The sequence below is a fragment of the Ornithinicoccus hortensis genome (assembly GCF_006716185.1).
GTDB lineage: Bacteria > Actinomycetota > Actinomycetes > Actinomycetales > Dermatophilaceae > Ornithinicoccus > Ornithinicoccus hortensis.
This window is the reverse complement of the sequence record NZ_VFOP01000001.1, coordinates 2,814,446-2,828,540: the sequence shown is the minus strand read 5'-3', so window position 1 is coordinate 2,828,540 and position 14,095 is coordinate 2,814,446. Positions and strand designations below refer to the sequence as shown.

The 14,095-nt window shown below is 69.8% G+C and carries 14 protein-coding genes and 1 pseudogene; 5 read left to right on the top strand and 10 right to left on the bottom strand.

Features of this window, described 5'->3' with window-relative positions:
• Nucleotide 1: 1 nt before the first annotated feature.
• Nucleotides 2–1,300, top strand: a complete 1,299-nt coding sequence (locus tag FB467_RS13185) for a DUF6986 family protein (RefSeq protein ID WP_141785508.1) — start codon at nt 2–4, stop codon at nt 1,298–1,300.
• A complete protein-coding gene (locus FB467_RS13180) occupies nt 1,297–2,121 on the top strand; it encodes a bifunctional allantoicase/(S)-ureidoglycine aminohydrolase (protein WP_141785507.1) in 825 nt (274 codons plus the stop codon). Before FB467_RS13185 ends, FB467_RS13180 begins: the two co-directional genes overlap by 4 nt.
• Before the next feature lie 225 nt (nt 2,122–2,346).
• On the opposite strand, the gene pucL is transcribed toward FB467_RS13180, so the two are convergent.
• From pucL to FB467_RS13145, 7 genes are all read right to left on the bottom strand, one after another.
• Nucleotides 2,347–3,228: a factor-independent urate hydroxylase gene (pucL, locus tag FB467_RS13175; RefSeq protein ID WP_141785506.1), complete on the bottom strand. Its 882-nt coding sequence runs from the start codon at nt 3,226–3,228 to the stop codon at nt 2,347–2,349.
• Between the two features lie 109 nt (nt 3,229–3,337).
• Nucleotides 3,338–3,664: a hydroxyisourate hydrolase gene (gene uraH, locus FB467_RS13170; protein WP_141785505.1), complete on the bottom strand. Its 327-nt coding sequence runs from the start codon at nt 3,662–3,664 to the stop codon at nt 3,338–3,340.
• Entirely contained in the window at nt 3,661–4,152 is a 492-nt protein-coding gene (uraD, locus tag FB467_RS13165) for a 2-oxo-4-hydroxy-4-carboxy-5-ureidoimidazoline decarboxylase (protein ID WP_141785504.1), read from the bottom strand. Before uraD ends, uraH begins: the two co-directional genes overlap by 4 nt.
• Before the next feature lie 128 nt (nt 4,153–4,280).
• On the bottom strand, nt 4,281–5,444 hold the full coding sequence (locus tag FB467_RS13160) for an ABC transporter permease (RefSeq protein WP_141785503.1): 1,164 nt from the start codon (nt 5,442–5,444) through the stop codon (nt 4,281–4,283).
• A complete protein-coding gene (locus FB467_RS13155) occupies nt 5,441–6,607 on the bottom strand; it encodes an ABC transporter permease (RefSeq protein ID WP_228393203.1) in 1,167 nt (388 codons plus the stop codon). The genes FB467_RS13160 and FB467_RS13155 overlap by 4 nt, the downstream gene beginning before the upstream one ends.
• A 1-nt stretch (nt 6,608) precedes the next feature.
• Complete coding sequence (locus FB467_RS13150) at nt 6,609–7,592, bottom strand: ABC transporter ATP-binding protein (protein ID WP_141785502.1); 984 nt, start codon at nt 7,590–7,592, stop codon at nt 6,609–6,611.
• A 101-nt stretch (nt 7,593–7,693) separates the two neighbouring features.
• Complete coding sequence (locus FB467_RS13145) at nt 7,694–8,119, bottom strand: Lrp/AsnC family transcriptional regulator (RefSeq protein ID WP_141785501.1); 426 nt, start codon at nt 8,117–8,119, stop codon at nt 7,694–7,696.
• A 103-nt stretch (nt 8,120–8,222) separates the two neighbouring features.
• Here FB467_RS13145 and ctlX point away from each other — a divergent pair, with 103 nt between their 5' ends.
• Together ctlX and FB467_RS13135 are read left to right on the top strand one after the other, a co-directional pair.
• Nucleotides 8,223–9,236, top strand: a complete 1,014-nt coding sequence (ctlX, locus tag FB467_RS13140; RefSeq protein ID WP_141785500.1) for a citrulline utilization hydrolase CtlX — start codon at nt 8,223–8,225, stop codon at nt 9,234–9,236.
• A 143-nt stretch (nt 9,237–9,379) separates the two neighbouring features.
• Nucleotides 9,380–10,075 (top strand): DUF5995 family protein, encoded by a 696-nt coding sequence (locus tag FB467_RS13135; RefSeq protein ID WP_228393202.1) that lies wholly within the window; start codon nt 9,380–9,382, stop codon nt 10,073–10,075.
• Between the two features lie 9 nt (nt 10,076–10,084).
• On the opposite strand, the gene FB467_RS13130 is transcribed toward FB467_RS13135, so the two are convergent.
• Nucleotides 10,085–10,417 carry a cupin domain-containing protein gene (locus FB467_RS13130; RefSeq protein WP_141785498.1) on the bottom strand — a complete coding sequence of 111 codons (333 nt, stop codon included), beginning with the start codon at nt 10,415–10,417 and terminating at the stop codon, nt 10,085–10,087.
• Nucleotides 10,418–10,549: 132 nt separating this feature from the next.
• Between FB467_RS13130 and FB467_RS13125 the strand changes: the two genes are divergently transcribed.
• Nucleotides 10,550–11,389, top strand: coding sequence for a fumarylacetoacetate hydrolase family protein (locus tag FB467_RS13125; protein ID WP_141785497.1), 840 nt, complete (start codon nt 10,550–10,552; stop codon nt 11,387–11,389).
• 47 nt (nt 11,390–11,436) lie between these two features.
• Here FB467_RS13125 and FB467_RS13120 read toward each other — a convergent pair whose 3' ends face one another.
• Together FB467_RS13120 and FB467_RS19540 are read right to left on the bottom strand one after the other, a co-directional pair.
• Complete coding sequence (locus tag FB467_RS13120) at nt 11,437–12,036, bottom strand: hypothetical protein (protein ID WP_141785496.1); 600 nt, start codon at nt 12,034–12,036, stop codon at nt 11,437–11,439.
• A 1,400-nt stretch (nt 12,037–13,436) separates the two neighbouring features.
• Nucleotides 13,437–14,007: pseudogene (locus tag FB467_RS19540) on the bottom strand (transposase family protein); the annotation flags it as partial.
• Nucleotides 14,008–14,095 lie beyond the last annotated feature (88 nt).

Genomic DNA, 14,095 nt, shown 5'->3' with positions numbered 1-14,095 from the left:
CATGAGCGACGACGACCTCTTTGACCGGGCGACGCTGGACCGGGTCGAGGAGCACCTCGCCCCGACCGACGCCCTGTTGGCCTCGGCATACCCGGGGCCCGGCGACTCCCGCCAACCGGTGCACACCGTCTACGTCCCGGCCGACGCCATCGGCCCGGGGACGGCGGCCGGCTGGGGCGCCACGGCGCGCGAACTGGCAGCCCAGGACGGTGGCGTCGAGGCGCTCTGTCACGAGCTGGGGCTGGACCCCGGTCTCGCCGCCGAGGTGGCTCCCCGGGTGGAGCAGAAGCTGCTCGAGGAGCCGGTCGAGGACCTGCGGGTCGACTTCGAGGACGGCTACGGGGTGCGGCCCGACGAGGTCGAGGACGCCGCCGTGGCCGCCGCGCTGGCCGCCCGCCGCGCCGACGAGCAGGACGGGACCGCGACGCCCTTCTGGGGGATCCGGTTCAAGTGCTTCGAGTCGGACGTGCGGGCCCGCGGGCTGCGCACCCTGGGCCGGTTCCTGTCCGGCCTCGCCGACGGCGACGGCGCGGGGTTGCCCGAGGGGTTGCGCCTGACCTTCCCCAAGGTCAGCACGGCGAGCCAGGTCGAGGCGCTGGTCCTGGTGCTGGAGGAGGCCGAGCGCAAGCTCGGGCTGGACAGCGGGCGGCTCACCTTCGAGATCCAGGTCGAGACCCCGCCCCTGATCCTGGGGGTGGACGGCCGCGCCGAGCTGGCGGCGGCGGTCCGGGCCGGGGGAGCGCGGGTCAGCGGGCTGCACTACGGCACCTACGACTACTCCGCCTCGATGCAGGTGGCCGCCGCCCACCAGGCGATGGACCATCCGGTCGCCGACCAGGCCAAGGCGGTGATGCAGCTGGTCGCCGCCGGCACGCCGGTCGAGCTCAGCGACGGGTCGACCAACGTGGTGCCCTCCGGGGACGCCGCCCAGCGACGCGCGGCCCGGGAGCTGCACCACCGGCTGGTCACCCGGTCGCTGCGCCAGGGCATCTACCAGGGCTGGGACATGCACCCGGGGCACCTGATCACCCGCTACATCGCCAACTACGCGTTCTTCCGCTCCGGGCTGCCCAGCGCGGGCGACCGGATCGGGCGCTACATCGCCCAGGTGCAGGGCGAGGTGATGGACGAGCCCGCGACCGTGCGTGCCCTCGCCCGGTACCTGCACCGCGGGCACAGTTGCGGTGCCATCGGGGAAGATGAGCTGGTGAGCCGGACGGGGCTGGACGGGCCACGCATGCAAGAGCTCGCCCGACCCCGCTCCGACACCGCTGCACTCGCCAAGGAGGCCCACCCATGAGTTACCACGTCCCGACCGGCGGACTGCCCGGCCAGCACGAGCTGACCACGGACCGTTCCGTGGTCACCGACGCCTACGCCGTGCTGCCGCGCCGCACGATGAGCGACATCACCGCCAGCCTGCTCCCGCACTGGGACGACATGCGGATGTGGATCCTGGCGCGCCCGCTGACCGGCATGGCCGAGACCTTCTCCCAGTACCTGGTGGAGGTCCAGCCCGGCGGCGGGAGCGAGCGGCCCGAGGACGACCCCCGCGCCGAGGCGGTCCTCTTCGTGGTCGGCGGCCAGCTGACCGTGACCATCGCCGGGACCGCCCACGTGCTGGACGAGGGCGGCTACGCCTACCTGGCGCCGGGGGAGGCCTACACCGTCCGGTCGACCGGAGAGGTCCCCGCGACCTTCCACTGGGTGCGCAAGAACTACCAGGCGGTCGACGGGTTGGACGCCCCGGAGTCCTTCGTGACCTCCGACGCCGAGGTCGAGCCCTCCGTGATGCCGGACACCGACGGCCGGTGGGCGACCACCCGGTTCGCCGACCCCACCGACGTGCGGCACGACATGCACGTCAACATCGTCACCTTCCAGCCCGGCGGCTCGATCCCGTTCCCGGAGACCCACGTCATGGAGCACGGCCTCTACGTGCTGCAGGGCAAGGGTGTCTACCTGCTCAACCAGGAGTGGGTCGAGGTGCAGGCCGGCGACTTCATGTGGCTGCGCGCCTTCTGCCCCCAGGCCTGCTACGCCGGCGGCCCCGAGCCGTTCCGCTACCTGCTCTACAAGGACGTCAACCGCCACGCCCCCCTCGGCCGCCTCTTCGGCTGACCCGAGGGCCGCTCCGGGGCTGCAGGATTATCGGGTTACCCGGTAATCCTGCGCTTCGTAGGAGAAGCTTCCCGGTGGATAGCGCCAGGTTCCGGGGTGAAGCGACGGTGGTGGCGGCTTGATCCGTCCCAGAGTGCACCGAACGAGCGCGCGAGGAGGCCGGGCCCCGGTGGTGGGGCCCGGCCTCCTCGGTCTGCCGTACGGACGTATGCCGAGCGCCGCGGCTCAGCAGTAGCCGGCGATCCCGACCCAGGCCTCGTCCTTGGTGGCCGCGCCCTCGCGGGCGAAGTTGGCCTCGATCAGGCCGTACGGGCGGTCGGCGGCGTAGAAGACCACGTTCGGGTTGTCCTGGTTGGTGTGGCTCAGGTCCGAGGTGAAGTGGTGCTTGTTCGGGCAGGAGAACCGGATCTCGTCGACCTCCGGGTGGTTCTCCACGACGGCCTCGGCCATCTGGAACAGCGTGTGCTGCAGGGCCTTGGAGTACTCGGCGCCGAAGGCCTCCATGATCGTCTTCTTGATCGCCTCGTAGGAGGCGTTGAAGTCGACGTCGGAGGTGTTGTAGCGCCAGCGGCACGCGATGTCCGTGGCCATGATGCGGTCCTCGGTCTCCGGCAGCGTGGTGTAGGGGTCCTTCGGGTAGCCGACGAACCCGGACGCCGTGGACTTGAGCACGGTCAGGCCGTAGAAGCCGCTGATGTAGGTCTCGTCGTCGCCGTCGCGCACGAGCACGGCGGTGCGGACCTCGGGGGCCGAGCGGTAGAAGGTGTGGTCGTGGTCGGCGATCCGGGACCAGCCGAACTGCTCCGCAGCCCAACGGCCACCGGAGACCCAGTCGAAGGAGGAGGTGAAGTGCTCCGCCAGGCGGTGCAGGAACTCCTCGGGGGAACCGATGCCGTCGCGGGCGAAGGAGAAGATCGTGTTCTTCTGGGTGTCGGTGGCGACCACGTGGCTGTTGTCGCCCTCGTAGTGCGCCGCGTCGAAGTCCCCGCGCAGCTGTGAGGTGACGTTGAGGTCCTCGATCTCGTGCCGGTCGGTGTCCCGGGTGATCCGGACCAGGCGGTTCTCCGCCTTGCCGTACTGGCTGCCGGTGAGGGTGACGTTGCTCATCTTCTGACTCCTTTGTCTGCAGCGCGATGGCTGCGCTCGGTGCGGTTGCGGCGGCCGCCGTCACCGCGCCGGCGAACGCCGTTCGTCGGGCGGGGTGACAGCTCCTGGTTCAGCTGCCTCGGTAGGTGGAGTAGGCGAACGGGCTGAGCAACAACGGCACGTGGTAGTGCGCCTGTTGCTCGTCCACCACGAAGTCCACCCGCACGAACGGGTAGAAGGTGGCGCTCTCCCGGGCGGCGAAGTAGTCGCCGGTCCCGAAGGTGATCCGGTAGTGCCCGGATCCCAGGGTCTCGGGGCCGAGGTCCTTGACCCGGCCGTCGTCGTCGGTGACCGCCTCGGCGATCACCTGGTCCTCCGCATCGGCGAGGACGACGCTGACGCCACGGGCGGGGGTGCCGGCGGTGGCATCGAGGACGTGGGCGGTCACGAAACTCATGACAGTGCTCCCTGCAGTCGGAGGACGGCGATCTGGCGGAGCTGGTCCGCGACCTCGCGGGCCTCCTGCTCCGGCTCGTTGTCCAGCCGGCGGCGGCACTCGGCGAGGATCTCCTCGGCGGTGCGTCCGGCGGCGCGGATCAGGAATACCCGGTCGAACCGCTCTTCGTATGCCCGGTTCGCCTCCGCGAGTCGCTCCTGGACGCTGTCGTCCAGGCCCAGCCCGGCCTGTTCGGACCGGGACAGCGAGGCCTCGCGGCTCTGTCCCTCGGCACGCTCCCCGATGCGGGGGTGGTGCGACAGCGCCTGGTCGACCTCGTCCGTGGTGAACGGGTCGGCAGCGGTCTGCGCCACCGCGACCGCGTCGTCGGCGGAGCGGTAGGGTCGTCCCGACACGACCGCCTCTACCCACCGGGGGATGTCGAGGCAGGCCCTGACGGTGGCTGTCGCCTCGTCGAGCGGTGCGTCGTTGAACTGCTGGAGCGACATGGTGTCTGCTTTCGCGATGCGAGAACTGTATTCCGTATGTCAGAGTTTGGGGGAGTCTCGCGTCGTTGTCAAGAGATCGGGGAGCCGAGCTTGCGCGGCAACCGGGCCCGGCTCCCCGAGGCCCGCTCCTACATGGCGCGGGCGACGCTGCGGCGCAGCGCCCACGTGCCGAGCAGCAGGACCGCCGCCGCGATCCCGACGAGCACCCCGAGCTCGGGCAGGATGTCGACCAGCCCGGCGTCGTGGCGGGTGATCTTGGCCAGCGCGTCGTAGGCCCAGGCGTGCGGGGTGAAGTGCGCGACCTGGCGCATGGTGTCGGAGAAGATCTCCAACGGGACCATCCCGCCGCCGATCCCGGCGAGCACCAGGCCCAACCCGACCCCGACCCCGGAGGCGGCCGCGGCGTTGTCCAGCGAGGCCCCGAGGAGCATCGCGGCGCCGGCGGCGACCGCACTGAAGCAGAGCAGGACCAGGACGGAGAGCGCCGGGTTGCCCCAGCTGACACCGAACAACAGTCCCGTGGCGACCATGATGTAGATGCCCTGGAAGGCGGCGATGACGAACCGGCCCGCGGCCTGGCCGAGCAGCACCTGGGTGCTGCTGACCGGGGCCGCCAGGGAGCGGGCGATGACCCCCTCGCTGCGGGACTGGATGAGGGTGGCTGACCCCGCCAGGGAGGTGAGGAAGACGAACAGCAGCAGCTGGGAGGAGGCTCCCACGTCGAACTTGCCGACGCCCGCGAACTCCTGGGCGACCTCGTCGACGTCCTGGACCTGCACGCCGGGCAGGGTGACCTGGTCGGCGGCCGTGCTCAGCTCGGTGCGGGCCCGGTCGGAGTCGACCCCGAGGTCGGTCAGCGCGGTGACCTGGGCCTCGTGGAGCTGCAGGGCGCCCACGGCCAGGGTCAGTTGCTGCTGGGTGGCCATGCCGTTGGCCCCGGACCCCGGAACCACCTCCAGGGTGACCGGGTCGCCGGCCTGGTAGGCCGCCTCGGCCCCGTCGGGCAGGATCAGGCCGGCATCGGTGCGGCCCCGGGAGACCTGCTCCAACGTGGTGGCGTGGTCGGCGGTCTGCACGCCGACGTCCTGGGACTCCAGCTGGGTGGTGATGGCCTCCCGCAGGTCCCCGGCCTCCCCGGCGATGGTCACGTTGCCGTTGCCGCCGGACCCGCCGAACTGGGACCCCAGGACCAGGACCAGCAGGAGCGGGAAGATGAAGACGAAGAAGATGTTGGACTTGTCGCGCAGGAAGCGGCGCAGCTCGGCGCCCGCGACGGCGAGGACGGGTCTCATAGCGCCGTTCCCTTCTCCGGCACCAGCCGGGACAGCACGGTCACCACGACGGCGAAGGCGAGCATGATGGCCACCGGGATACCGATGTCGGTCAGGCCCCCGCCGCCGGCGGTGATGCCCAGGCCGCGGATGAAGGCCGCGATCGGGTTCAGGTCGAGCAGCGTGCCGACCGGGCCGCTGGCGGCGATCGGGAAGAATGCGCCACCGGCGATCCCCAGCACCATGGCCAGGACGGACTGGGCGATGTTGGCCTGCTCGGAGGTCCTGGCGACCCGGGCGACGACCATCATCAGGGACGTCGAGGCGAGCACGACGGCGAGCACGAGCGCGCCGACGGCGACCGGGGATCCGAAGCTGACCCCGAAGAGCAGGCTCCCCGCGACCAGCAGGATGGTCGTGGCGACGACCCCGAGGACGAAGCTCACCGCGGCCTTGGCGGCGATGATCAGCTCCGGCTTCATCGGCATCGACTTGAGCCGGGCCAGCGTGCCGTGCTCGCGTTCGTACAGCAGGGAGAGCACGCCGAATCCGACGGTGAACATCAGGAACAGGCCGGCCTGACCGGCGACCAGGGTGCCCGAGCCGTCCAGCTGCTCCGTGGAGGCCTGGCCCTCGGTCAGCGTGATCGAGGGTTCGGCCGCGGCGACGGACTCGCCGATGGCGGCCAGGTCAGCCGGTGGCACGTCGGCCGCGACCCCGGCCCGGGTGGCGACCGCCGCCGCGCCGAAACGGTCGACCGTGCCGGTCACGATGGAGGTCAGGATCTGACCCTCCAGGCCGGCCGAGTCGCCCTCGATGATGGTGACGTCCATCCCGTCGCCGGACTGGAGCCCGGCGCCGAACCCCTCCGGCACGAGCAACCCGATGGTGGCCGAGCCGTCCTCGGCCATCGACCGCGCCCGGTCGGCGTCGACCTGCTCGACGGTGATGTCCAGTCCCTCGATCTGGGGGAGGACCTCCACCAGCGCGGCGGCGAGCTCGTCGTCGGCGGGGGCCGACGCGGCCACCGTCATCGGCTCCAGCTCGCTGTCGGTGGCGTCGCCGACCACCAGGTCAAGGACGAACATGAGCGCCAGCGGCACGAGGACCGCAAAGATGATGACCGACCGGTCCCGGATGCGTTGCCGCAGGTCCGACCCGGTCATGGTGAGGAGTGCGCGCATCTCAGTCCCTCAGCGCCTTGCCGGTCAGGTGCAGGAAGACCGACTCCAGGTTGGGCCGGCTGATCTCCACGTCGCTCAGGCTCATCCCGGCCGCGCTCGCCCCGGTGACGATGTCGGCGACCGCCGTCGGCGCCTCGCGCACCGTCAGGCGCAGCGTGTGCCGGTCGGCGTCCACCTGCTCGACCTTCGGCATACCGCGCAGTGCCTCGGCCGCCGCCGCGACGTCGCCCGACCCGCTGAGCCGGATCTGGTCGACACCGCCGGTGAGCCGGATCAGCTCCTCCCGGGTGCCCTCGGCCTGGATGGTGCCGGAGTCGATGATGCCGATCCGGTCGCAGAGGCGCTCGGCCTCCTCCATGTAGTGCGTGGTGTAGAGCACCGCCATGCCCTCGCCCGACAGCGCCTCCACCGACTCCAGGATCGAGTTGCGGGACTGGGGGTCCACCCCGACCGTGGGCTCGTCCAGGATCAGCAGGCTCGGCTGGTGCAACAGGCCGATGCCGATGTTTAGGCGACGTTTCATGCCGCCGGAGAAGTTCTTGCTGGCCTCCTTGGCCCGGTCGGTCAGTCCGATCAGCTCGAGCACCTCGGCCACCCGGCCCTTCAGGTCGGCGCCGGTGATGCCCTGGAGCTTGCCGAAGAAGGTCAGGTTCTCCCGGGCGGTCAGCTCCGGATAGATCGCCAGGTCCTGCGGGACCAGGCCGATGTGCCGCTTGGGGTCGACCCTGCGGGGGCCCATCAGCTGCCCGGCCACGGTGACCGTGCCCTCGTCGGCGGGGATCAGCCCGGCCACCATCGAGATGGTCGTGGTCTTCCCGGCACCGTTCGGGCCGAGCAACCCGTAGGTCTCCCCGTGCCCGATCCGGAAGTCGACCCCGTCGACCGCGACCAGGTCGCCGAACCGGCGACGCAGGCCCTCGACGACGAGGACGTCCCCGGTGTCGGGACCGCTGGTCGCGGCTGGTTGCGCATCCTGCACTGACATGTGCTCTCCCATCGGCTGTCCCCTCCGCTTGCCCGTTCAGCGTAGGGAGGCGGACGCCGCGCGCGCCATTGATAAATGTCACCTTCCGACCGTGAGATCGGTCAGTAGGTGCGCAGCAGGATGGAGGTCTCGGTGTTGCTGACCCCGCGCACCGCCCGCAGCTCGACCAGGGCACGGTCCAGGTCCTCGAGGGTCGCCGCGCGCAGCTCGGTGACCAGGTCCCAGGCGCCGTTGGTGGTGTGCACCTCGGCCACCTCCGGGATCCGTTGCAGGGCCCTGGCCACGACCGTGGTGGTCACGCTCTGCAACTGGACCATCGCCACCGCGCGCACCGTCTGGTGCTCGTGGTCCGGGTCGAGCTCGATCGTGAACCTCCGGATCACGCCCTCGTCGAGCAGCCGGGTAAGCCGGGTCTGCACCGTTCCCCGCGCCACGTGGAGGTCCTGGGCCAGGGAGGAGACCGACGCCCGGCCGTCGTCGCGGAGCCGGGTCAGCAGTGCCCGGTCGATGTCGTCGAGACCTCGCATGACCAATCTGTACATCAACTGCCGCAAAATGACCAGTATGCCGAGGGATTGCGGTGTGAGTATGCCGTTCTGTTGGCAGCACGGCTGGCCTAGCATCCGGATCATGACGCTCTCGACCTACGGACCCAGGACGCCGAGCACGCCCCTGAGCCCAGGGGCCGGCCAGGCGCCGACGTCGCCCGCCCCGCAGGGCGCCCGGGCACCGCTGCAGACCCCGGCCGCCGTCGTCATGGTGCGACCGCACTTCTTCACCCCCAACCCCCAGACGCTGGTGGACAACGGCTTCATGACCGTGCCCCCGGGCGACCCCGACGAGGTGGCCCGTGCCGCCTACCGGGAGGTCACCGCGATGGCGCGGCGGTTGCAGGACGAGGGTGTCCGGGTGCACCTGTTCGAGGACCTGGAGCGCCGGACGCCGGACTCCGTCTTCCCGAACAACTGGTTCACCACGCACCCGGACGGGAGCCTGGCGCTCTACCCGATGCGGGCCTCGGTGCGCCGGTTGGAGCGCCGCGCGGACATCGTGCACGAGCTGTGCCGGCACTACGAGATCTCCCGCACCCGGGACTACAGCCTGTGGGAGGAGATCGACTGCTTCCTGGAGGGGACCGGGGTGATGGTGCTGGACCACGTCCACCGGATCGCCTACGTCTGCCGGTCCGGTCGCGCCGACCCCCAGCTGGTGGAGCTGTTCTGCCTGGACCACGGCTACCGCCCCGTGCTGTTCGACGCCACCGACCGGCAGGGTGTCCCGATCTACCACACCAACGTGATGATGTCGGTCGGGCAACGGGTGGCCATCGTCGCCCTGGAGACGGTGCGCGACGAGGACCAGCGGCGCCGCCTGGTCGAGGAGCTCGAGGGGTCCGGCAGGACTGTCCTGGCGATCACCGCGGAGCAGGTCCGGGAGTTCGCTGGCAACGCCCTGGAGGTCTGGGCCGGTGACCACCCGGCGCTGGTGATCTCGGCCCGCGGGTGGCGCTCGCTGCGCCGCCGTCAGCGACGACAGCTCGAGGCGGTCCATGCCGTGCTGCCGGTCGAGGTGCCCACCATCGAGCACGCCGGCGGGTCCGCCCGGTGCATGCTCGCCGGGATCCACGCCCCGTCACGGGACTGAGCGCCGCCAAGACCGCGGCGCCCTGACGGCGCGGCGCCCCGACGGGCCCTTGTGGTGACGTCGCCGGAGTGGTCGAATCGGCCATGGGATGGCGTGACCTGTTGGCCGGTGTGCGGAGGCGGTTGCGCCCCACGCCGGGGCGTGTGCAACCACCACCGCACCAGCTCGCCTCCGTCGCCGCGGTGATCGAGGCCCTGCGCGCGGTGGACGGGACGCTGGAGCCGGGCGACGGCATACGGCACTTCAACCGGATGTACCTGCGGGTGACCGAGCTCGTCGCGGCCCGGATCGAGGACGGCACCTTCGGCGACCGGGAGTTCATCACCCGGTTGGACATCGTCTTCGCCCACCTCTACCTGGACGCGGTCCGGGGCAGCGGGCAGGACGTGCCGAGGTGCTGGGCGCCGCTGTTCGAGTCCAGGGACGCCCCCCTGGTGCCTGTGCAGTTCGCGATCGCCGGGATGAACGCGCACATCAACCACGACCTGCCGGTCGCCGTCGTGCAGACCTGCCGGCAACTGGGCAAGGACCCGGGCGATCCTGGGGTGCGCGCCGACTACGACCTGGTGACCAAGGTCCTGGCCGAGGGGCACGAGGAGGTCCGGCAGTCCTTCCTGTCCGGCATCGCGCTCGACGTCGACCGGGAGCTGGCGCCGGTCCTGACGCTCGTCGGGTCGTGGAGCATCGGCCGGGCACGGGACGCCGCGTGGGTGAACACCGAGGTGTTGTGGCAGCTGCAGCACCTGCCCGAGCTCGACGCGGAGTTCCGCGACACGCTGTCCCGGTCCGTGGGGTTGGCCGGTCGGGCCCTGCTCACGCTGGTGCCGGAGCCGGTGTAGCCCGGCGGCTCAGCCGGTCTTGGCCACCGTGAGCAGGACGGCGGAGTCCTCCAGCGCCTCGAGCCAGTGCCGGGCCGGCGGCACGACGAGCAGGTCGCCCGGTGTCCCGTCCCAGGTGGTCTCGCCCGCGCCGAGGCGCACCCGGCCGTGCAGCACGTGGACCGTCGCCTCGCCGGGATTCTCGTGCTCCTCCAGCCGCTGGCCGCCGGCCAGCGCGATGACGGTCTGCCGGAGCACGTGCTCGTGCCCGCCGTAGACGGTGCTCGCGCTGCGGCCGGCACTGGAGGCGGTGGCCTTCCGCAGCTGTTCCCGGGCCAGCGCGGTGAGTGAGGACTTCTCCATGGCAGCACTGTCCCACGGGCCCTGCGAGGGCGACCAGCGGGGTCGGGAGAGGATGGCCACGCAGGGCACGCCGCGGACGCCGATACCGGCATCCGGGTCGGTGCCGGACCTGACCACAGAGGAGGAGTTCGTATGCGGATCGGGAACCTGGGCGGACGGCTGGTGCTCGTCGACCCCGACAGTGAGCACGCGACCGACGTCGAACGCGCCAGCGACGGGAGGTTCGGGGCGCACCCGCAGGCGGTCTTCGAGCGCTGGGCCGAGTTCGTGCAGTGGGCCGCCGATGTCGATCCCTCGGCGGGCGAGCCCTTCGACCCGGCCAGGCTGGGCCCGCCGGTGCCGCGTCCGCCCCAGGTGTTCGGGATCGGGCTGAACTACCGGGACCACGCCGAGGAGGCCGGGCTCGAGTTGCCGGAGGAGCCGATGGTGTTCACCAAGTTCCCCTCCTCGGTGACCGGCCCGTATGCCGAGGTGCGGCTGCCGTCGGACCGCTGCGACTACGAGGTGGAACTGGTGGTCGTCATCGGGCAGGAGGGCCACGCGATCTCCGCCGACCGGGCCTGGGACCACGTCGCCGGGCTCACCGTAGGACAGGACCTCAGCGAGCGGGCCGTCCAGTTCCGGGGGAAGCCGCCGCAGTTCTCGATGGGAAAGTCCTATCCCGGGTTCTCCCCGGTCGGGCCGGTGCTGGTGACCCCCGAGGAGTTCGCCGACCGGGACCGGCTGGCCATCGGCTGCAGCTCGGGGGAGGAGGTGCTGCAGGACGGCACCACGGCCGACATGGTGTTCCCGGTGGCCGACCTGATCGCGCGGCTGTCCGCCATCGTGCGGTTGCTGCCCGGAGACCTGATCTTCACCGGCACCCCCGCCGGCGTCGGCGCGGTGCGCAAGCCCCGGCGCTACCTGTCCCGCGGCGAGGTCATCGTGAGCACCATCGAGGGGATCGGGCAGCTGCGCACCACGCTCGGGTGAGGCGGTCCCCGGGGCAACTAAGGGACTGCCGGAGACGGTCGTGAAGCCTAGTCTTCGGGAGCGCGGTCACACTCTAGGGCGGGCAACTCGTAGCCGAACTCCACGCCCATGTACCCGCCGCCGTCTCCTGGCACGAAGGCCAGGGTCAGGTAGGCAAAGGTGGTCGACTCGTTCGGGGTAGTGAGGTCCAGGTAACCATCGTCACGTTCTTCGATGACTACCGTGCCGCGTTCCAATGCCTCAGATAACGCCTGCGCCCCTCGCAACGTGGCGGCCGCTTGGAGCTCAGCCTCTGCCCCGGCCTGCAACTCTTCGGCGGTGAGGGGTGTGCCTCCTTCGACGCGCGTGATCCAGCGACGGCCAGCTTCAACCTGTGCGATTCCCCCGGGGTCGTTCTCGTAGAAGTCCCGTGTGTCTTCCAGGTACCGCGACGCCGCCTCCTCAGAGCTCGATGACAGCTGCTCGGTGCCCCGGAAGTCCTCGGGGTTGACATCGCCCGCACCACTCGATCCACACATCAGATCGCCTGGGTCCTGGGCATCCGGATCAGCGGAGCGGTCTGACTGATCTTCTCCAGCAGAGTTGACGGAAGATTGACCTACCTCGTCAGAGACGTCTCCGCACGCGACGGCCGAGATCATGAGCATGCCGCAGGCGGCTATTCGCGCTAGGAGTCTCACAGCTGATCCCTCCCCTGTCTCGAGATGGTGCGACTCTCATAGTTGTGCAGGTGAGCTGCCGTGCGGCGCGCCGTCTCGAAGGGTTTCGGCCCGGCGCACATGACGGATCGATCACTCGTTCTGTACCTCGGAGCAGCTCCTGACCCCCGATCGACGGTAGGTTCCCCGCAGTGAGCCCAGGTGCTGGGCACTGTGCCTGTAGCGTGAACAAGGCCAAGCGTGTGGCCGAGTTCGTGGTGAACCGACTCCTGGAGGTCATAGTCCTTGCGACATAGATAGGGACCTGCAGCATCTCGCGCAGCACAGTTCTCCCATGCGCTGCGTTCCGCGGCCGTGTGCCAGTTGCTGTACTGGGGAACATATATTGCGGCACGGAGTAGCCTCGTGTGCGTCGTAATCCGTGGGGTGCACGAGGGGATGGTGCTGCTCGTGCGTCCCTGCCAAATCCAGTGAGCGGCCACACCACCAGTACGCCAATAGTCATTGCCAGCGGCTAGAGGCGGGTCCGCGGGAGTGCGCTGCGTCGGGTTATAGTGATACACCACGACTCGGTCATTGGCCAAGGTTCCAGTGAAGGCTAGTTCCCCGTTCGTATAATTGAAGCCAGCTGCCCCAGCCGCCGTTGACCCCAAACTGGTGTCCCAGCGGCTCACGGCATCCCGTATGCGTCCCTGGAAGCTGTAGGTTCGGCCATCTCGTACAACTGCAGCGGGAAAGTCCACAATGTCGTAGTTCGGATACGGGGTCGGCGCTGTGCCTGCTGCGATATGGACGCGGATCTCGGCGGGCCAGTTCCCATTGTTGTGCTGCCATGTGCACGACGAGTCTGCAAGAGAGTCGTTTGGGGCGTTGCCGCCAGAGTGCATCGGCGCCCTGGCGGGGGTGCCTGAAGGCGGAACGGTCGAAGCGCTGGCAACGGCAGGGATAACTAACGTTCCCAACAGCGCCAGGGCCGCCAGTCGGGTACTCATCCGACGACGTTGACGGGTCATGCTGCTGAACCTAGCGCAAATTGCCGTTCTTGCCATCACATGGGGAGAACGTGGCCTGATCGTGACCTTGACCGTCTGAGGTGCGGTATCACGCTATCGGTGACACTGCAGTTAGTGTGCCCGATTCGCACGGCTGAGGGTGTTGCCGGCCGCGAGTGAGGACGGTGGCGTCGTGATCGGTGATGACGTGTAGGTGGTGAAGGAATGGCCCCGCCCGGTGCGCGGGTGCTAGTGATCCCCGCACCCTGTTCTTCAGGGAGTTGCGGGGATCGTGTCATTGGATGACTTGAAGGAAACTTTCTTGACGGAGCTGGACCGCCAGGACGGCAACGTCCGAGCGGCTGCGCGTGAGGTCGGAGCGAACGAGAACACTGCTGCCGGGGCGGGCCGGGCGGCCAGGGTATCGTTGAGTGTCGCTCGTTCGTCGGCCTTGGCCCCGGTCAGGGCCGAGGCGATAGGGAGCCCGTGCACGGTGGCGACCAGGTGCAGGCGCAGCCCCCAGAAGAAGCGGGAGTGGGAGGCGCAGTAACCGTACTCGGCTCAGCCGACCAGGTCGCTGCGGCGGGTGGTCTCTCGGGAGCGGTCACACTCAACCGGGGTGGAGTCGACAACCACACAGCGTCGTCGGCCACGCTGGTAACCGCGGCTAGTCGGCTGACCAGCCAGGACATGGTCGGAGGGAACTCACATAGCCCCTTGGTGTACCCGGACTGGCTGGGCAGGGACGGAAACAGCGCGTCCAGGTGCGCCCGGGCGTTCCGCAGCCAGCGAGCCTCGCTGGTGAAGCCCAGCAGGGCTTGCATCACCGCCATCGTCAGAACCTCAGCATCGCTGATCCGGCGCGATCCCGACGGCCGGACGGGGCGGGACACCACGGGTGAGCAGCGAGTAGATCATCGGTCGTCATATACAGTCCAGTGGCAAGGGTGTCCAGATCGGCGTCCACGAGGACCTCCAGGTTCGACGTTGGATGACAACGCCGACTCTGGACAGTCATGCCCTCAAATCACATGCGCCCACACCGATCACACCAG